At 71.7% G+C, this 17,752-nt stretch carries 15 protein-coding genes; 4 read left to right on the top strand and 11 right to left on the bottom strand.

The genetic code is table 11. The features are described 5' to 3' along the window. Positions 1–39: 39 nt before the first annotated feature. The 3 genes from ACGFWE_RS08490 to ACGFWE_RS08480 form a co-directional block, all read right to left on the bottom strand. On the bottom strand, positions 40–735 hold the full coding sequence (locus ACGFWE_RS08490; protein ID WP_393598741.1) for a DUF1775 domain-containing protein: 696 nt from the start codon (positions 733–735) through the stop codon (positions 40–42). Positions 736–809: 74 nt separating this feature from the next. After that, positions 810–1,436: a hypothetical protein gene (locus ACGFWE_RS08485; RefSeq protein ID WP_393598739.1), complete on the bottom strand. Its 627-nt coding sequence runs from the start codon at positions 1,434–1,436 to the stop codon at positions 810–812. Positions 1,437–1,509: 73 nt separating this feature from the next. After that, the gene (locus tag ACGFWE_RS08480; protein ID WP_352381665.1) at positions 1,510–1,734 is read right to left on the bottom strand and encodes a twin-arginine translocase TatA/TatE family subunit; all 225 of its coding nucleotides are present in this window, start codon (positions 1,732–1,734) and stop codon (positions 1,510–1,512) included. Between the two features lie 422 nt (positions 1,735–2,156). On the opposite strand from ACGFWE_RS08480, the gene ACGFWE_RS08475 reads away from it, so the two are divergent. The 3 genes from ACGFWE_RS08475 (at position 2,157) to rox (ending at position 6,064) form a co-directional block, all read left to right on the top strand. Next, a complete protein-coding gene (locus ACGFWE_RS08475; protein WP_352381663.1) occupies positions 2,157–3,494 on the top strand; it encodes a hemolysin family protein in 1,338 nt (445 codons plus the stop codon). Further along, the gene (locus ACGFWE_RS08470) at positions 3,491–4,510 is read left to right on the top strand and encodes a hemolysin family protein (RefSeq protein ID WP_352381662.1); all 1,020 of its coding nucleotides are present in this window, start codon (positions 3,491–3,493) and stop codon (positions 4,508–4,510) included. The genes ACGFWE_RS08475 and ACGFWE_RS08470 overlap by 4 nt, the downstream gene beginning before the upstream one ends. A gap of 129 nt (positions 4,511–4,639) precedes the next feature. Continuing rightward, positions 4,640–6,064, top strand: a complete 1,425-nt coding sequence (gene rox, locus ACGFWE_RS08465; protein WP_393598736.1) for a rifampin monooxygenase — start codon at positions 4,640–4,642, stop codon at positions 6,062–6,064. Positions 6,065–6,156: 92 nt separating this feature from the next. Here the strand turns inward: rox and ACGFWE_RS08460 are convergent, their stop codons facing one another. Both ACGFWE_RS08460 and ACGFWE_RS08455 read right to left on the bottom strand, forming a co-directional pair. After that, positions 6,157–7,803, bottom strand: a complete 1,647-nt coding sequence (locus ACGFWE_RS08460) for a purine-cytosine permease family protein (protein WP_393598734.1) — start codon at positions 7,801–7,803, stop codon at positions 6,157–6,159. 277 nt (positions 7,804–8,080) lie between these two features. Continuing rightward, positions 8,081–8,425: a helix-turn-helix domain-containing protein gene (locus ACGFWE_RS08455; RefSeq protein ID WP_352381656.1), complete on the bottom strand. Its 345-nt coding sequence runs from the start codon at positions 8,423–8,425 to the stop codon at positions 8,081–8,083. A gap of 130 nt (positions 8,426–8,555) precedes the next feature. Between ACGFWE_RS08455 and ACGFWE_RS08450 the strand changes: the two genes are divergently transcribed. Continuing rightward, complete coding sequence (locus tag ACGFWE_RS08450) at positions 8,556–9,293, top strand: ANTAR domain-containing protein (RefSeq protein ID WP_393598732.1); 738 nt, start codon at positions 8,556–8,558, stop codon at positions 9,291–9,293. Between the two features lie 100 nt (positions 9,294–9,393). Here ACGFWE_RS08450 and ACGFWE_RS08445 read toward each other — a convergent pair whose 3' ends face one another. From ACGFWE_RS08445 to ACGFWE_RS08420, 6 genes are all read right to left on the bottom strand, one after another. Beyond that, complete coding sequence (locus ACGFWE_RS08445; RefSeq protein ID WP_393598730.1) at positions 9,394–10,050, bottom strand: response regulator; 657 nt, start codon at positions 10,048–10,050, stop codon at positions 9,394–9,396. After that, positions 10,047–11,267, bottom strand: coding sequence for a sensor histidine kinase (locus ACGFWE_RS08440; protein WP_393598728.1), 1,221 nt, complete (start codon positions 11,265–11,267; stop codon positions 10,047–10,049). Before ACGFWE_RS08440 ends, ACGFWE_RS08445 begins: the two co-directional genes overlap by 4 nt. Before the next feature lie 87 nt (positions 11,268–11,354). Continuing rightward, on the bottom strand, positions 11,355–12,515 hold the full coding sequence (locus ACGFWE_RS08435; RefSeq protein WP_393598726.1) for an ABC transporter substrate-binding protein: 1,161 nt from the start codon (positions 12,513–12,515) through the stop codon (positions 11,355–11,357). A 170-nt stretch (positions 12,516–12,685) separates the two neighbouring features. Beyond that, positions 12,686–13,675: a methylmalonyl Co-A mutase-associated GTPase MeaB gene (meaB, locus tag ACGFWE_RS08430; protein WP_393598724.1), complete on the bottom strand. Its 990-nt coding sequence runs from the start codon at positions 13,673–13,675 to the stop codon at positions 12,686–12,688. Continuing rightward, on the bottom strand, positions 13,672–15,864 hold the full coding sequence (gene scpA, locus ACGFWE_RS08425) for a methylmalonyl-CoA mutase (RefSeq protein ID WP_393598723.1): 2,193 nt from the start codon (positions 15,862–15,864) through the stop codon (positions 13,672–13,674). The genes meaB and scpA overlap by 4 nt, the downstream gene beginning before the upstream one ends. Further along, a complete protein-coding gene (locus ACGFWE_RS08420; RefSeq protein ID WP_352381644.1) occupies positions 15,864–17,672 on the bottom strand; it encodes a methylmalonyl-CoA mutase family protein in 1,809 nt (602 codons plus the stop codon). The genes scpA and ACGFWE_RS08420 overlap by 1 nt, the downstream gene beginning before the upstream one ends. Positions 17,673–17,752: the final 80 nt, after the last annotated feature.

Below are 17,752 nucleotides of genomic sequence, written 5' to 3'. Positions count from 1 at the left end.
ATCCGGGGTCCGGGGGAAAACCCCCGGACCGGGTGGCCCCTACTGCTCGGTGCCGCCCCGCCGCCGTACCGCGAGGACCACCGCGGCCACCGCGACGAGGATGCCCGCGCCGATCCCGGTCCAGGCGCCCGCGGACAGCCCGCCCTCGTCGTCCTGCTCCGTGTCGGTGGCCTGCGGGGAGGCCGCTGGCGTGGTTTCCACGGCTGTCGGGGCCGGGCTCGCGGAGACACTCGGGGACGGGCTGACCAGCTTGGCGCCCGGTGCCGCCGCCTTCAGCTTCAGGGTGGGCGCCGGGTTCTCGCCGTTCTCGTCCAGCTCGATCCAGCGGTCGACGTGCCCGTCGCCGTAGGTCTGCAGGGTCTTGAAGGGCACCTCCTTCGCGTCGGGCAACTGCCGTACGACGACGGAGTACTCGGCGCTCTCGCCGGTCTTCAGTTCGGCGCCCTTGACGCTGTAGCCGTCGTCGGTCGCGCTGAACTTCCAACCCTCGGGGCCCTTGCCGTAGGTCACGTCGGCCGGGGTGATGCCCTCGGGCAGGACCACCCGGATCTCCTTGATCCCGGAGGTGTCGGACTCGGCCTCGGCGTCGAAGGAGACGGTGACGTTCTCGGCGAGCGCCTGCGCCTTGTCGGCCTCGACCTCGGTGTGCGCGGCGGCCGGAACAGCGGTCAGGAGTACGGCCGTTGCGGCTCCGGCGGCGGCAACGGACAGACGGGACAGGGGGATACGGGACATCGAGGTCTCCAGGCAGGAAGGAAGGTACGGCGGGGCGGCCGTCCGGCGCGGGCCGGAACGGTGTCCCCGTGGGGTCAGTGGACGAGAGCTGCGCTCGTCGCCGGAGGACCCCGCCGTACCACCGCGTGTGCCAGCAACGGCCGTGCCCTGAGCGGCCGTTCGTCGCATGTCGGCACGACCGTCACCGCGGCCGTCGGCGCGGGTGACGTGGGCCGGGTGAACAGCCGCCGGGCGGCGGCCAGTCGGTCCCGTACCGCGTCGAGCGCCGCCGTCACCCCGCGGGCCACCGTCCAGCAGGCCGCGTCCGCGCGGTGCAGCAGGACGGCGACGAGCGCGGCGGCCAGCGAGTGGGCCGCCGTCATGGCCAGGGAGTCATGGAGCCGCTCGTGCCACGCCGAGTGGGCGTCGTGGACATGGCCGCCGGGGTGCCGCGCGGCCGCGGTGAGCGTCAGCCACAGATGCAGCCCTGACTGTCCCGCGACACTGCACGCGACAACCGTCGCCAGGCTTCTGGGCCGCTGCACACCGACGAGACCCACCGCGAAGAGCACGGCCGTCGCGGCGGCACCCTGCCTCCAGGGCACCGGTCCCTCGGCGAGCAGATGATGGGCACCGATCCCGAGCACGGTGCCGACGACGGCGAACACCGCGGCCCGCAGAACGGGCAGCGGCGCGCGAGTGGACGTGACCGGCAGGTGCATGGCCCGCTCATCATGGATCATCGCGGGGCCGGCGGGCAGAGGAACCCGTGGACGGGTGCGGATGCCGCGGGTCTCAGTGGTTGTCGGACCCCGGCCCGGTGCCCCCGCCGGTCCCGGGCCGCAGGACCTCTCCCTGGATGACCTGGGGTTCCGAACCGCCCTCCTGCGCCGCGCGGGCCTCCGCCTTGAGGATGCGCGCCGACCTGCCCGCCGTACGGGCCAGTTCCGGGCCCTTCTTGACGGCGATGACCGCGATGACGACCAGCAGGATGATCGCGAGCTCGCTCAGTCCGAACATGGGGAAGGCCTCCGTCACAGTGACACCGACATCGGACGAGACGCCCGCCGGACCGGCAGCGTACCCGCACTCCCGGGCCGGGTGTCCCTACAGGTTGCTTTGCCTGTCCTTTACTATTGGTGCGACCTGCCCCGCCAAGAAGGAGCCACAGTTCCGCGATGGGTGAGCCTCCCAGTACCGGCCGCGCCACGTCCCCCACGCCCCCCCCACGCCCTCCACGGGCGAACGGGCGGAGGTGACCCGGTGACCGAGACCGCGCTGCTTGCGTCGGCCCTGCTCCTCGGGCGGACGCGCCGCCCGGCCGGCGGATCCGGGGAACGCCGGGCTCGCCGCGGTCGTTCACACAGCGCACATCCCTACAAGAGGAGCAAGCCCGTGTCCGCCACCCCGACGGACTCCCGCCCGACGCGATCGCCGCGCCGTTGAGTACCACGAGCGCCGTCCTCGGCCTGCTGGCCGTGTTCCTGCTGACCGCCGGCACCGGCTACTTCGTCGCCCAGGAGTTCGCGTACGTCTCCGCGGACCGGCTCGCCCTCTCCCGTGAGGCGGAGGCCGGGGACCGGAGGGCCGCCCGCGCGCTGACGGTCCTGGAGCGGCTGTCCTTCATGCTCTCCGGCGCCCAGCTGGGCATCACCGTCACCGGCCTGGTCGTCGGCTTCATCGCCGAACCGTCCGTCTCCGCGCTGCTCCGCCCCGCCCTGACCGGCCTCGGCATCTCCGAGGGGGCCGTCGGCGGGATCTCCGTCGTGCTGGCCTTCGTCCTGGCCACCGTCGTCCAGATGGTCCTCGGCGAACTCGCCCCGAAGAACCTCGCGATCGCCGTCCCCGAGCGGCTCGCGAAGGCCCTCGCCCCCTCCACGCTCGGCTACCTCAAGGTCGTCGGCCCGCTGGTGCACGTCTTCGACGGGGCGGCCAACCGCCTGCTCCGCAGGGCCGGCATCGAACCCGTCGAGGAACTCCACCACGGCGCCACCCTGGAGGAGCTCGGCCATCTCATCGGCGAGTCCCACGAACAGGGCGAACTGCCCCGGGACACCGCCGAACTCCTCGACCACGCCCTGGAGTTCTCCGAGCGCACCCTCGACGAGGTGATGGTGCCGCGCGTCGACGCCGTCTTCGTACGGGGAGACGCCACCGCCGCCGAGGCGATCGACCTGATCGCCCGACACGGCCACTCCACCTACCCCGTCCTCGGCGACCACCCGGACGACGTCCCCGGGGTCCTGGGCGTACGGGAGCTGACGCGCCTGCCGGCCCAGGAGCTGACCCGGACCACCGCGCGCGTCCTCGCCCGCACCCCGCTCCTGCTGCCCGACACCCTCCCGCTGCCGCAGGCGGTCGAGCAGATGCGGGAACGGGACGACGAGTTCGCGGTCGTCCTGGACGAGCACGGCGGAGTCGCCGGCATCGTCACCTACGAGGACATCGCCGAAGAGCTCGTCGGCGACATCGCCGACGAGAGCGACACCGTCACCGAGGTCGCGGTGCCCGACGGGGACGGCTGGCTGGTCGACGCGGGCCGGCGTCTCGACGAGATCGCCGACGCCACCGGCGTCGAACTGCCCGGGGAGGAGGACTACGACACCGTCGCCGGGCTGGTCGTGGACCGCCTCGGCCGCTTCCCGGCCATCGGGGACCGGGTCACGGTCGAGCTGATCGGCACCGGCCGCGCGCTGATCGACGTACGGACGCTGGACCGCCACGTACCGGAGCGGGTCCGCGTCGAGAGGCTTTCCGAGCCGGCGCAGGAGCGGACATGAGTTTCCCGATGGCGCTCTTCGTCACCGTCCTGCTGCTGATCGGCAGCGGCTTCTTCGTGGCCGCCGAATTCGCCCTGGTCGCCGCCAAGCGGCACCGCATGGAGAAGGCCGCGGCCGAGGGGCGGCGCGGGGCGAAGGCGGCCCTGGCCGGGATGCGCGAACTGTCGCTGATGCTGGCCGGCGCCCAACTCGGCATCACCGTCTGCACGCTGGGCCTCGGCTCGGTCTCCAAGCCCGCGATCTCCCACGAACTCGACCCGCTGCTGCACGACCTGGGCCTGCCCAGCGGACTCAGCTACGGCGTGGCCTTCGTGTTCGCCATGATCGTCGTGGTGTTCCTGCACATGGTGCTCGGCGAGATGGCCCCCAAGTCCTGGGCCATCGCCCACCCCGAGCGCTCCGCCATGCTGCTCGCGCCGCCCTTCTGGGCTGTCGTCAAGGTGGTCCGGCCGCTGATCTCGGTGCTGAACAGGATGAGCAACGCGCTGGTACGGCTGTGCCGGGTCACCCCGCGCGACGAGCTGGCCGCGGTGCACAACCGTGAGCAACTCACCCATCTCGTCGAGGAGTCGGAGCGCCTCGGACTGATCAGCGAGGCCGACTCCAAGCTGCTCACCCGTTCGCTCACCGAGCCCGAGACCCCGGTCGGCGAACTCCGTATCCCGGCCGCGGAGATCACCTCGGTGCCCGGCACCGCCGACCTGGACGCCGTCCTGCGCACGGCCGCCGAGCACGACCGCACCCGCATGCTGGTCCGCGAGGGCGACCTCGTGCTCGGCTCGCTCCACGCCCGCGACGCCCTGGTCGCCCGAGCCCAGGGCCGCTCCGGCACCGCCCGCACCCTGGCCCGCCCGGTCCCGGAGCTGACGGAGGACACCACGGTCGCCGACGCGATCGACCTCCTGCGCCGCAACCGGGCTTCCCTGGCGGTCGTACGGGACGCGGCGGGCACGCTCACGGGGATGGTGACGCTGGACGACCTGCTGGCGCGGTACCTGCAGCCGTCCCGGACGTGACGCCCATGAGTAAGGGCAAGGAGATCACCGCTCTCCTTGCCCTCTTCAACGTATAGCTCACAGGGGGCCTTGCGGCAAGATCCCCGTCGTGCCGCACAATCTCCGTCCGAGACACGGAGGGGGGATCCGATGATCGACGTGATCGTCGTCGGCGGCGGCCCGACCGGCCTGATGCTGGCCGCCGAACTGCGACTGCACGGCGTGCGGGTGGTCGTGCTGGAGAAGGACCCGGAGCCGACCGAGATCGTCCGCTCGCTCGGCCTGCACGTGCGCAGCATCGAGGTGCTGGACCAGCGCGGGCTGCTGGAGCGGTTCCTCGCACACGGGAGGCAGTTCACGGCAGGCGGCTACTTCGCCGCCATCGACAAGCCCTGGCCGGACGGGCTGGACACCGCACACGCCTACGTCCTCGGCATCCCGCAGACCGTCACCGACCGCCTGCTGGCCGAACACGCCGTCGGACTCGGCACCGAGATCCGGCGCGGCTGCGAGCTGGTCGGGCTGAGCCAGGACGAGCACGGGGTGAGCGCCGAACTCGCCGACGGCACGCGGCTGCGCTCGCGCCATCTCGTCGGCTGCGACGGCGGCCGCAGCACCGTGCGCAAACTGCTCGGGGTCGGTTTCCCCGGCGCACCCGCCAAGGCCGAGACGCTGCTCGGCGCGATGGAGGTGGGCGTGGCGCCGGAGACGGTCACCGCCGTGGTGACCGAGATCCGCCGCACCCAGAAGCGGTTCGGCCTCGGACCTGTCGGCGACGGGCTGTACCGCGTCGTCGTGCCCGCCGAGGGCGTGAGCGGGGACCGCACGGTGGCGCCGACCCTCGAGGAGTTCAAGCGACGGCTCCGGGCGGTCGCCGGGACCGACTTCGGCGTGCACTCACCGCGCTGGCTCTCCCGCTTCGGCGACGCCACCCGGCAGGCCGACCGCTACCGGGTCGGCCGCGTGCTGCTGGCCGGCGACGCGGCCCACGTCCACCCGCCGGTGGGCGGACAGGGCCTCAACCTCGGTCTCCAGGACGCCTTCAACCTGGGCTGGAAGCTCGCCGCCGAGGTGGCCGGCTGGGCACCCGAGGACCTGCTGGACAGCTACCACACCGAACGGCACCCGGTGGCCGCCGACGTACTGAACAACACCCGCGCGCAGATGGAGTTGCTGTCCACCGAGCCCGGGCCGCAGGCGGTGCGGCGGCTGCTGTCGCAGCTGATGGACTTCGACGAGGTGAACCGGTACCTCATTGAGAAGATCACCGCGATCGGTGTCCGTTACGACTTCGGCGAGGGCCATGAGCTGCTGGGCCGCCGCCTGCGGGACCTCACGCTGCGGCGCGGCCGCCTCTACGAACTGATGCGCGGCGGCCGCGGACTGCTGCTCGACCGGACCGGCCGCCTCTCGGTGGCGGGCTGGGCGGACCGGGTCGACCACGTCGTCGACACCGCCGAGGAAGTGGACGCCCCCGCGGTACTGCTGCGGCCGGACGGTCATGTGGCGTGGGTCGGCGAGGACCAGAGCGAACTGCTGGACCGGCTGCCCAGGTGGTTCGGCGCGGCGGCCTGAGCGGGTGGTCGAGCGGAACGGTGAGCGTGACTCGGGTCGGTCGGCTCGCCCACGGTTTCGCCGCACCGCCGTGAGGCGTCTACCGGGCCGGGTCAGACGGTGGAGGGCAGGACGTGGTCGCCGGCCTTGTCCGTGCTCAGGCACAGCGAGCAGACCACCGCGTCGTGCGTGGCGCAGGCGGCCAGGTCGGGGCGCTCGTAGGGCTGCCGGCAGACGTGGCAGTCGTAGGTGACCGCGCTCGGATTGCCGTCCGCGTCGAGCATCGGCTCGTCGATGCCGTCGCCGGTGCGGCGCAGGTAGTACTTGCCCTTGGTCACGGCCGCCATCAGCGGGGTGAGGACGAACGCGATCACGGCGGCCGCGACCGGGGAGTACGGCTGCAGGGTGTCGCCGAGGGCGTGGAAGTACAGGGCGATGGACAGACCGGACGCGGCGACGAAGGCCACCACACCCACCGGGTTGACGGCGTAGAGCATGCCGCGGCGGAACTCCGGCTGGAGCGGGGAGAGCTTGAGCAGGTACTTGTTGACGCCGATGTCGGTGGCCACGGTGACGACCCAGGCGATCGCGCAGTTCGAGTAGAAGCCCAGGATGTCGTTGAGGAAGCTGAACATGTCGGCCTCCATCAGGACCAGGGCGAAGCCCAGGTTGACCAGGACGAAGACCATGCGGCCGGGGTAGTGCTTGGTGAGCCGGGTGAAGGAGTTGGTCCAGGCGAGCGAGCCGGAGTAGGCGTTCGTCACGTTGATCTTGATCTGGCTGATCACGACGAGGGCCACGGCCAGCGGGAGCACCAGCCAGGACGGCATCATCGCGTCGAAGGCGCCCTTGAACTGCTGGATCGGCTCGGGGGCCACGTCCGGTCCGACCTTGGCGAGGATGTACACCGCGAGAAAGACGCCGATGGCCTGCTTTAGCGCGCCGAGCACCACCCAGCCGGGGCCTGCCATGACCACCGCGGTCCACCAGGTGCGCTTGTTCGCCTCGGTCTTGGGCGGCATGAAGCGCAGGTAGTCGATCTGCTCACCGATCTGCGCGATGAGCGAGAGGCACACGCCCGCGCCGAGCAGCACGGACGCGGTGTTGACGCCGCCGTCGCCGTCGGTGCCCGCGTAGGCGAGGAAGCGGTCGACGGTGCCCGGGTCGGTGGAGATCAGGTACACCAGCGGGCCCACCATCAGCAGCAGCCAGATCGGGGTCGTCCACACCTGGAGCTTGCTCAGCGCCCTCATGCCGTAGATCACCAGCGGGATGACCATGAGTGTGGAGACCAGGTAGCCCAGCCACAGGGGCAGTCCGAGGCCGAGCTTGAGGCCCTGGGCCATGATCGAGCCTTCGAGGGCGAAGAAGATGAAGGTGAAGCTGGCGAAGATGACGCTGGTGAGGACCGAGCCGTAGTAGCCGAAGCCGGAGCCGCGGGTGATCAGGTCGAGGTCGATGTTGTAGCGGGCGCCGTAGTAGGCGAGGGGGAAGCCGGTGACGAAGATGACGACGGCGGCGACCGCGATCGCCACCAGCGCGTTGCCGGTGCCGTGGGCCAGACCGATACCGGCGCCGATGGAGAAGTCGGCCATGTAGGCGATGCCGCCGAGTGCCGTGGTGGCCACTACCATGGGGGTCCAGCGGCGGTAACTGCGGGGCGCGAAGCGGAGGGTGTAGTCCTCCAGGGTCTCCTTGACCGCCTGGTCGGCGGATTTCGACGGGTCTGCCGTTGCCGGCTGCGACGCTGTGGTGCTCATGTCACGGCTCCCAGTGCTGCTCATGCGGGCGGTGGGGAGATGCGTGGGAGCCCCGCGTGGCGTCGTCGGCAGGCCGGGGAGTCGAGGGGCCGGGCTGAGCGGTTCTTGGCCCTGTATACGACTCGGGTTCCCACGGGCCGCCACGCTAGGAAGCCGTTGTTACCGATGGGCCGGGGTGTCATGAACCTGACGTTTCCGGAATCTCACCGCCGCTGATCGGTGTCGCGCTCGCACCGGCGAGCGTGCCGGGCCTGGGCGGGTCGGGTTCGCGCGGGGCTCAGGCCGGGGTGTGCGGTCGGCTCTCGGAGAGCGGGCTGCGGCCCGCCTCGTCCTGGACGAGCAGGGAGAGCAGTGCCGCCACCGTCAGGCCGGCCTCGGCAGGATGGCGCAGCACCTTGCCAGGGTCGATGCGGTAGGTGTTGGACCGCCCCTCCCGCACGTGCGAGAGGTATCCGTCCTGCTCCAGATCGGAAATGATCTTCTGGACAGCGCGTTCGGTGAGCCGGCAGTGTGCGGCGATGTCGCGGATCCGGGTGCTGGGATTGTCGGCGATCGCGGCCAGCACCCGCGCATGGTTGGTGACGAACGTCCATCCGGTGTGAGACTCGGGCACTCCATCCATGGCAGCAGTCTAGCGACTGGATGTTCACGCATTCAAAAACCTGAAGTTTGTTTCATGTATTGGTTGACGTATGTTGTCGGTGAAGAGGATTCTGAGGGACAGAGGCAGCCGAGACATGAGGGAGAGGGCCATGCCGGAACCTGCGCACTCGGCGCAGCGCCTCACCGCGCTGGACGCGCGCCCGTCGTGTCTGGCCACGATCGAGGCCGCGGCGGCCGGGGAACGGACGGTCGTCACCTGCCGGGGTGAGTTCGACATCGGAGCCCAGGAGCTCCGGTCCGAGCTCTACGACGTCCTCGACCGCTCCGCCACCGGGGTGGACCTGGATCTCGACGAGGTCCGCTTCTGCGACTGCGCCGGCCTCAACGTCCTGCTGGACCTGCGCCGGGAGGCCCTCGACCAGGGCAAGACCGTCACTGTGCGGGCGTACAGCCCGTCCGTGGGACGCTTGCTCGACCTGACCGGAGCGCGTGAGCTGTTCGTGACCGAGAACCCCGGGAGCCCCGGGGCCCGGCCTGTGGACGTGGACCAGGAACTGCGCCTGGAGGTCGACCAGTTGCGCCGGGCGATGCGGACCCGGCCGGCCATCGACGTGGCTCGCGGGATCGTCATGGCCTCCTTCGGGCTGAGCGCCGAGGACGCCTGGACGGTGCTCGTCGCCGCCTCCCAGAACACCAACATCAAAATGCGCGATCTCGCCGAGGAGCTGACGAGTGCCGTGCACGGCGCGCCGGTGCCGGAGCAGGTGCAGCAGCAGATGGCGGCGGCCGTCGCCAAGGTACGGGAGACCGAGCCGACGCCGCCCGACGTCGGCGCGGCTGCGGGAGGCGGGGCGGGGTCGGCAGGCCCGCCGCCGGCGGCTGCGTGAACCGACGCCGTCCGAGGGGGCGGCAGCGGTAAGCGGGGGCGGTCTGTCAGGTCCGCGGCCGGCGGCTGCGTGAACCCCGTCGGCCCCCGCCTTCACCCGCCTACGTGAGCTCCAGCAGCCCCCGCCGGACCGCCTCGGAGACCGCCGCCGCCCTGTTGTCCACGCCGAGCTTGCGGTAGACGCGCACCAGGTGTGTCTTGACCGTGGCCTCGCTCAGGTACAGGGAGTCGGCGATGGCACGGTTGCTGTGGCCGTCGGCCATGAGCTGCACGACCTCCCGCTCCCGACGCGTCAACTCCGGTGCGGGGCTGACCACTTGGCCGACCAGGTCGCCGACGACCTCGGGGGCGAGCCCCATCCCGCCCACCGCGGCGCTGCGCACGGCCCGGAAGAGCTCCTCCGGCGGCCCGGCCTTCAGGACGTAACCGCGCGCACCCGCCTCCAGCGCGCGCACCACGTCGGCGCGTCCGGAGTAGCTGGTCAGCATCACCACGGGCACGGCCGGAGCCCGGGCGGCGAGCACGCGGACCGCTTCGACGCCGTCCGGGATGCCGCTTCCGCGGGCCGTGCCCTCGAACCGCAGGTCCATCAGAACGACGTCGGGGGCCAGTTCCACGGCGAGGCGCACGGCCTCCTCGGGGTCCGGGGCCTCCGCGATCACGTCGATGTCCGGCTCGCCCTCCAGCAGGGCGCGCAGCCCGGCCCGTACGACGGTGTGGTCGTCGGCGATCAGCAGGCGCAGCGGGGACGCGGTCACCGGACGGCCGCCGCGGGGCTCTCGGCCAGGAGCGTGGCGGACGACGTCCGGGCGGGCACGGTGGCCCGGATCCGGGTGCCCCGGCCCGGCGCGCAGTCGACGGCGAGATCACCGCCGTACTCCCGAAGCCTCGTCCGGGCGGCCGGCAGGCCGAACCCGCGGTCAGACGCGGGCCGGCCGGTGACGCGGGCGAGGTCGAACCCGACACCGTCGTCGCAGACGTCCAGGTCGACGCGGTCCGCACCGTGGTGGAGCGTCACCAGCAGGCTGTTCGCCCGCGCATGCTCCCGCACGTTGGCCAGCAGACCCTGCGCCACCCGGAACAGGGTCGTGGCGGCCTGTTCGTCCAGCTCTGGCCGGTGCTCGCCCGTCGAACGGAACCGTACGCGCGCCGCCGTGCCGTCCTGCTGGGCGCGCAGGCACAGCAGCCGCAGGGAGCCCTCGATGCCTTCCTCGACGACCACGGAGGGGGTGAGGTCACGGATCATCCGCCGGGTCTCGGCGAGGCTCACGTCCAGACCGTCGGCGACCGCGCGCACCCGGGTGCGGGCCGCGTCCGGGCGGTGCTCCCACTCCCGTTCGGCGGCTTGCAGCAGCATCAGGCTGCCCGACAGTTCCTGCGCGAGCGTGTCGTGCAGGTCCCGGGCGATGCGCTCGCGTTCCCCGAGCATCCCGGCCCGCCGCTGCTCCCGCGCCAGTACCTCGCGCGTCCCGCGCAACTCGTCCACCAGGCGCTGCCGTTCGGCGGCGTCCCGCTGCTGCGCCCGGTACAGGGCCACCGTTCCCCACACGGCCGCCACCGGGATCAGCACCACCTCCGGGTCGAAGCCGCCCGCGCTCCGGGTGAGCTGACCGACCAGGACGAGCGTGATGACGCCGACCACGGCCGCCGCCGCCCGGCGTCCGAGCGCCCGCAGGGCCGCGCAGGCCAGGGGTACGGCACACCAGACATAGGCGTTGGTCAGGAGGGGCGGGGTGAGGGTGACGAGCACCGCCCACAACGCGACCAGAGCCACCGCCCACACGTGCCGGGCGAGCGGGCCCAGTCTGTGCCACAGGGCCAGCCCGGCCGCGTACGTCGTGGCGAGGAGTGCGCTGACGGTCACGATGTCCCAGCACAGCGCGATGTCCAGGGCGACGAGCCGGACCAGTGCGGCGCCGACCACGAGGAAGAACACGAGGTGCGGGACGTGCCTCAGGGCGCGGTGGTCGTACACGACGAACCCCCTGAACGAAAGATCCTGGGACAGGGGGTCCGAGTCTATCCACCGACTGTGTGAACGGGGTGAAGGGCCGCCGTGGGATCAGGCGCCGGGGTGCAGTCCCAGGACGCCGGGCGTGGGCTCGCCCTTCACCTCGCCGAAGTACAGGGCGAAGGTCTGCTTCAGGCGCTCCACCTCGGCGCGGTCGGCCATGAACTCGGGGAAGCCGTCCACGTGCGCGTTCGGGTACTCCCACACCGGCTTCAGGCCGGCCGGGGGTGTGATGTCGGTGCGCACCGACCAGCCGTTGAAGGACTTCCGCTGAGTCTCGGCGGACAGCTGCCAGTTGAGGTACAGCTTGGCGGCCGTCGGGTTGGCGGCCTGCTTGAGGATGCCCGCGCGCTGGCCCCAGGCCATGAAGGGATGTCCGTCGGCGATCACGAACTTCGTCGCGGACGTCGAGGAGGGGACGGCCGAGCCCGAGGTGCCGATGCCGATCGCCTTCTGCCCGGCGGAGACGGCGACGCCCGGCGAGTTGCTGCCCCGCGCGAACTGCACGTCCTGCGCGGCGAGTCGGGCCACCCAGTCCCAGCCGTACCGCTGGACGTACAGCGAGTAGAGGTAGAGGACGGCGTCGTCGTCGTGCGGGTACGACGAGGCGATCCGGCCCTTCCACTTCGGGTCGACCAGGTCGAGCGGGCTGCGCGGGGCGTCCGAGCCCACGGCCGCGGTGCCGTAGAGGAAGCTGAACGCGATCACCGAGACGGCGACCCAGGCGCCCGCCGGATCCCTGAACCCCTTGTGCAGCTTCGAGAACCCGGCGGGCCGGTACGGCAGCAGCCGCCCCTGCCGGTTCCAGCGGACGAAGTCCTGCAGCGTCTGCAGCTGTACGACATCGGGGACGAGGGTGTTCGTCGCGAACTGGTTGTCCACGCGGACGTCGTGGTACTTGCTGTAGTCGACGATCAGGGTCAGGTCGATGTCGGGGAAGCGGGCCTTGAAGGCCGCCTTGGTGCCGTCCTGCTGGGTCGGGGTGTCGCCGCCGGCGTAGATGACGAGCTTTCCGCCCTCCTTGAGCGCGGCCTGGTAGAGCTCGTCGAGCGTGCGGGTCTCCTCGGGCCCGGTCGCGTGCCGTGCGGCTGCGGCGGAGGCCGTGTCAGGGGAGGCCGAGGCGGAGGTCGCGGTGGCACCGACCGCTCCGAGACCGAGGGCGGCACCGGCCCCGGTGGTGAGGACACGTCGCCTGCTGGGGAAGCTGGACATGCTGCGGAGACCTCTCTGAGGGGGGTGACGTTCAGAGCCCGGCGCCATGGGCGACCGCCATTGTGCTGCGGGCTCGTGCGCCACCGCGTCGTCCGTACGGATCGACGGTCCGGCCGAGGATGTAATCCCCGTTCAACCGAAAGGATGAACGGGTCGCTCACTCCTGGCCGTCAGTCCCTCGTCGTCGTGTCGCCGAACGCCTCGAGGATCCGCTCGGCGGCCAGCGTCGCCGTCAACCGGCCTTCCCTCACCTGCTGTTCGAGGTCCGGGGCGAGGGACCGTACGGCCGGGTGGGAGCGCAGACGGCCGAGGAGCTCGTCCCGGACCATCGTCCAGGCCCAACCGACCTGCTGGTCCCGGCGCTTGGCGGTGAGCCGCCCGGTGGAGTCGAGGAGTGTCCGGTGCTGTTCGAGCCGCTCCCACACCACGTCCAGGCCCGTGGCCTCGCGGGCGCTGCAACTGAGCACCGGGGGAGTCCAGAAGGCGTCCTTGCCGTGCATGAGCCGCAGGGCGCCCGCCAGTTCACGCGCGGCCGCGCGAGCGTCCCGTTCGTGCGGGCCGTCCGCCTTGTTGACCGCGATCACGTCGGCGAGTTCCAGGACACCCTTCTTGATGCCCTGGAGCTGGTCGCCGGTGCGGGCCAGGCTCAGCAGCAGGAAGGAGTCGACCATGTCGGCGACGGCCGTCTCCGACTGCCCGACGCCGACGGTCTCGACCAGGATCACGTCGTAGCCGGCGGCCTCCATCACGACCATCGACTCCCGGGTCGCCTTCGCCACCCCGCCGAGCGTGCCGGCGCTGGGGGAGGGCCGCACGAAGGCGGCCGGGTCGACCGCCAGCCGTTCCATCCGGGTCTTGTCACCCAGGATGGAGCCGCCGGTACGGGTGGAGGACGGGTCCACGGCGAGCACGGCCACCCGGTGCCCGAGCGAGGTGAGCATGGTGCCGAACGCGTCGATGAACGTCGACTTCCCCACGCCCGGCACCCCGCTGACCCCGATCCGCCGCGCCCGCCCGCTGTGCGGGAGCAGCTCGGTGAGCAACTCCTGGGCCAGGGAGCGGTGCCGGGGGTGGGTGGACTCGACCAGCGTGATGGCACGGGCCACGATCGCCCGCTTGCCGTCGAGGACACCCTTCACATACGCGTCGAGATCGATCACTGCCCGTGCCCGAGGTCGGCCGACAGACGCTCCACCAGGTCGTGGGCAGCGTCCGGAATCACCGTCCCGGGCGGGAAGACGGCCGCGGCGCCCATCTCCAGGAGGGTCGGCACGTCCTGCGGTGGGATCACCCCGCCCACCACGATCATGATGTCCTCCCGGCCCTCCTCGGCGAGCGCCTCGCGCAGCGCCGGTACGAGGGTGAGGTGTCCCGCAGCCAGCGACGAGACGCCGACGATGTGCACGTCGGCCTCGACGGCCTGGCGGGCCACCTCGCCCGGGGTCTGGAACAGGGGGCCGACGTCCACGTCGAAGCCGAGGTCGGCGAAGGCGGTGGCGATCACCTTCTGGCCCCGGTCGTGGCCGTCCTGGCCCATCTTGGCGACCAGGATGCGCGGCCGGCGGCCCTCGGCCTCCTCGAAGGCGTCCACCAGGGCACGGGTGCGGTCCACGGACGGGGACTCCCCAGCTTCGTTGCGGTACACGCCGGAGATCGTACGGATCTGGCTGGCGTGCCGGCCGTACACCTTCTCCAGGGCGTCGGAGATCTCACCGACGGTGGCCTTCGCGCGGGCGGCGTGCACGGCGAGCTCCAGCAGGTTGCCCTCGCCGTCGGCCGCCCGGGTCAGCGCGTCCAGCGCGTCCCGGCAGGCGGTCTCGTCGCGCTCGGCGCGCAGCCGCCGCAGCTTCTCGATCTGCTGGGTGCGGACGGAGGAGTTGTCGACCTTCAGGACGTCGATCGCCTCGTCGGTCTCGACCCGGTACTTGTTGACGCCGATGACGGGCTGGCGGCCGGAGTCGATGCGGGCCTGGGTGCGGGCCGCGGCCTCCTCGATACGCAGCTTCGGGATACCGGCGTCGATCGCCTTGGCCATACCACCGGCCGCCTCCACCTCCTGGATGTGCTGCCAGGCCTTGCGGGCCAGGTCGTACGTCAGCTTCTCCACGTACGCGCTGCCGCCCCACGGGTCGATGACGCGGGTGGTGCCGGACTCCTGCTGGATCAGCAGCTGGGTGTTGCGGGCGATGCGCGCCGAGAAGTCGGTGGGCAACGCCAGTGCCTCGTCGAGGGCGTTGGTGTGCAGCGACTGCGTGTGGCCCTGCGTCGCCGCCATCGCCTCGACACACGTACGCGTGACGTTGTTGAAGACGTCCTGCGCGGTCAGCGACCAGCCAGAGGTCTGCGAATGGGTGCGCAGGGAAAGGGACTTGGGGTTCTGCGGGTCGAACTGCTTCACCAGCTTGGCCCACAGCAGGCGGGCCGCGCGCAGCTTGGCGATCTCCATGAAGAAGTTCATACCGATCGCCCAGAAGAAGGACAGCCGGGGCGCGAACGCGTCCACGTCCAGGCCGACTTCGCTGCCCGCCCGGAGGTACTCCACACCGTCCGCGAGGGTGTACGCCAGCTCCAGGTCGGCGGTCGCGCCCGCCTCTTGGATGTGGTAGCCCGAGATGGAGATCGAGTTGTAGCGGGGCATCCGCTGCGAGGTGAAGGCGAAGATGTCGGAGATGATCCGCATCGACGGCTTCGGCGGATAGATGTAGGTGTTGCGGACCATGAACTCCTTGAGGATGTCGTTCTGGATGGTCCCGGCCAGCTTCTCGGGCGGTACGCCCTGTTCTTCCGCCGCCACGATGTACAGCGCCAGCACCGGCAGCACGGCACCGTTCATCGTCATCGACACGGACATCTCGTCCAGCGGGATGCCGTCGAACAGCTGCCGCATGTCGTAGATCGAGTCGATGGCCACGCCCGCCATGCCGACGTCACCGGTCACGCGCGGGTGGTCGCTGTCGTAACCGCGGTGCGTGGGCAGGTCGAAGGCGACCGACAGGCCCTTCTGGCCGGCCGCGAGGTTGCGGCGGTAGAAGGCGTTGGACTCCTCGGCGGTGGAGAAGCCCGCGTACTGGCGGATCGTCCAGGGCTGGTTGACGTACATCGTCGGGTACGGGCCGCGCAGGTACGGCGCCACACCCGGGTACGTCTCCAGGAAGTCCAGGCCCTCCAGGTCGGCGCCGGTGTAGAGCGGCTTGACCTCGATACCCTCCGGCGTCTCCCAGAGGGGCTCGGCGCCCTGCGTGGCGCCCTTCACGGCCGTACGCCACTCGTCGGCACCGCCGCCCGGGGCCGGGGCCCCCAGCTCGATCCCGGTGAAGTCGGGGATGGAAGGGCCGGCGGGGGCGGTCATCAGGACACTCCCATGCGGTCGAGGGTGGCGGTGAGCACGGCGACGGCGTCGCAGCCCGCGAAGACGTAGGAGTCCACGCCGGAGTACTGCCCGGGCCGCCCGGCGAGGAACACGTGCCGTGCGCCGGCCGCCTTCAGGGTTCCCGCGAGGTCCTCGGCCTGCTCCTCGTAGAGCGCGTCGCTGGAGCACAGGCAGGCCTCGGTGGCGCCGCTCTCCTCGAAGGTGCCCTGGGTGACGGGCTCGACGCCGCCGGCCTGGAAGAGGTTGGCGGCGAAGGTCAGGCGGGCGGTGTGGGCGGCGGCGGGGCCGATCGCGGCCAGGAAGACCCGGGGCCGGGACCCGGTCGCCGCGAGGTGCGCGTCGGAACGGACGCGCAGTTCCTCGTACGCCTCGTCACGCCGCACCCGGGGCAGACCGCCGGTCCGGGCCTCGGGCGCGGGGGAGCGCTCCACGGGCTTCTCGCCGAGGTGCGGGAACTCGCTGACGCCGGTGATGGGTTCGCGGCGGGTGGCGAGCTTCTTGGAGCGTTGCGCCCACGTCGTCGCGAGGTCCGTGCGGATCCGGCCGGAGCGCAGGACGGCCGCCTGGCCGCCGTCGCGTTCGATCGTCCGGAAGAACCGCCAGGCTGCCTCGGCGAGTTCGTCGGTCAGCCGCTCCACGTACCAGGAGCCGCCCGCCGGGTCGATCACCCGGGACAGGTGCGACTCCTCGACCAGGATCGTCGAGGTGTTGCGCGCGACCCGGCGCGCGAACGCGTCGGGGAGGCCGAGCGCGTGGTCGAAGGGCAGCACGGTGACGGCCTCCGCGCCGCCGACCCCGGCGGCCAGGGTGGCGATCGTCGCGCGCAGCATGTTCACCCACGGGTCGCGGCGGGTCATCATCACCGGCGACACCACGGCGTGCTGTGCCTGCGCACCGGCGCCGGGCGCCCCGCAGACCTCGGCGACCCGTGCCCACAGCCGGCGCGCGGCCCGCAGCTTGGCGATCGTCAGGAACTGGTCGGCCGTCGCCGCGTACCGGAACTCCAGCTGTGAGCAGGCCTGTTCGACACTCAGCCCGGCCTCGGTCAGTGCCCGCAGATAGGCAACCCCGGTGGCGATCGAGGCGCCCAGCTCCTGCGCGGCCGAACCGCCGGCCTCGTGGTACGGCAGCGCGTCCACGGTCAGCGCCCGCAGCCCCGGGTACTCCTCGGCACACCGCCGCGCGAGCGGGACGACATGGGCGAAGTCCAACTCCTCGCCGGTACGGGCCTCGTGGCCCAGCGGGTCGGCGCCGAGGTTGCCGCGCACGGCCTTGCCGTCGGTGCCGCGCTCGTCGTGGAGCCGCAACAACTTCTCTGCGGCGGCCTGGAACTGTCCGCCCGCGTCGAGGACGACCGGTGCGAGGTCGAGGTGGACGCCGTCGAGGACCGCACCGAGCGACCCGACCGGGATACCGCCCTCACCCGCCGCCAGCCACAGCGAGGTGACACCGTTCTCCAGGTCCGTGAGGACCGCGCTGTTGTCGGCGACGGCGTGCCGCTGCCGTACGTCCCAGCCGCCGGTGGTACTCCCCTCGGGGCGGGCGCCGCGCACGAAGGGCGCGAAGCCGGGAAAGCCGGGGTCGGGCGCGGTGTCGTGCGCCGTGTAGAGGGGGCGGGTGCGCAGCCCGTCCTCGAGCGCGGTGGACAGGGCGTCCTCCGCTGCCGCGCCGGAGACTTCCTTGCCCGACTTGCGCAGGACACCCGCCACCAGGCTGTGCCACTGATCAAGGTTCGCGTCAGGGAACTCGGCGGCCAGCGAGAGCCCGTCGTCAGGCAGGACCGTCATGCTCGGATGCTAGGCCAGACCCCCAAAGGAGCAGCAGGGGGCACGGCTGTGACCTTGCCCGCAACGAGACTGTGACCCCG

It is taken from the genome of Streptomyces sp. NPDC048523 (assembly GCF_043199815.1).
Taxonomy (GTDB): domain Bacteria; phylum Actinomycetota; class Actinomycetes; order Streptomycetales; family Streptomycetaceae; genus Streptomyces.
This window is presented reverse-complemented; position numbering and strand designations above follow the sequence as displayed.

Bases quoted from the DNA above. Each gene is read 5' to 3' on its own strand.
- scpA (WP_393598723.1), bottom strand. From the start codon at position 15,864: ATGACCGCCCCCGCCGGCCCTTCCATCCCCGACTTCACCGGGATCGAG.
- ACGFWE_RS08480 (WP_352381665.1), bottom strand. From the start codon at position 1,734: ATGTTCGGACTGAGCGAGCTCGCGATCATCCTGCTGGTCGTCATCGCG.
- ACGFWE_RS08490 (WP_393598741.1), bottom strand. From the start codon at position 735: ATGTCCCGTATCCCCCTGTCCCGTCTGTCCGTTGCCGCCGCCGGAGCC.
- ACGFWE_RS08450 (WP_393598732.1), top strand. From the start codon at position 8,556: ATGCCGGAACCTGCGCACTCGGCGCAGCGCCTCACCGCGCTGGACGCG.
- rox (WP_393598736.1), top strand. From the start codon at position 4,640: ATGATCGACGTGATCGTCGTCGGCGGCGGCCCGACCGGCCTGATGCTG.
- ACGFWE_RS08460 (WP_393598734.1), bottom strand. From the start codon at position 7,803: ATGAGCACCACAGCGTCGCAGCCGGCAACGGCAGACCCGTCGAAATCC.
- ACGFWE_RS08420 (WP_352381644.1), bottom strand. From the start codon at position 17,672: ATGACGGTCCTGCCTGACGACGGGCTCTCGCTGGCCGCCGAGTTCCCT.
- ACGFWE_RS08435 (WP_393598726.1), bottom strand. From the start codon at position 12,515: ATGTCCAGCTTCCCCAGCAGGCGACGTGTCCTCACCACCGGGGCCGGT.
- ACGFWE_RS08485 (WP_393598739.1), bottom strand. From the start codon at position 1,436: ATGCACCTGCCGGTCACGTCCACTCGCGCGCCGCTGCCCGTTCTGCGG.
- ACGFWE_RS08470 (WP_352381662.1), top strand. From the start codon at position 3,491: ATGAGTTTCCCGATGGCGCTCTTCGTCACCGTCCTGCTGCTGATCGGC.
- ACGFWE_RS08455 (WP_352381656.1), bottom strand. From the start codon at position 8,425: ATGGATGGAGTGCCCGAGTCTCACACCGGATGGACGTTCGTCACCAAC.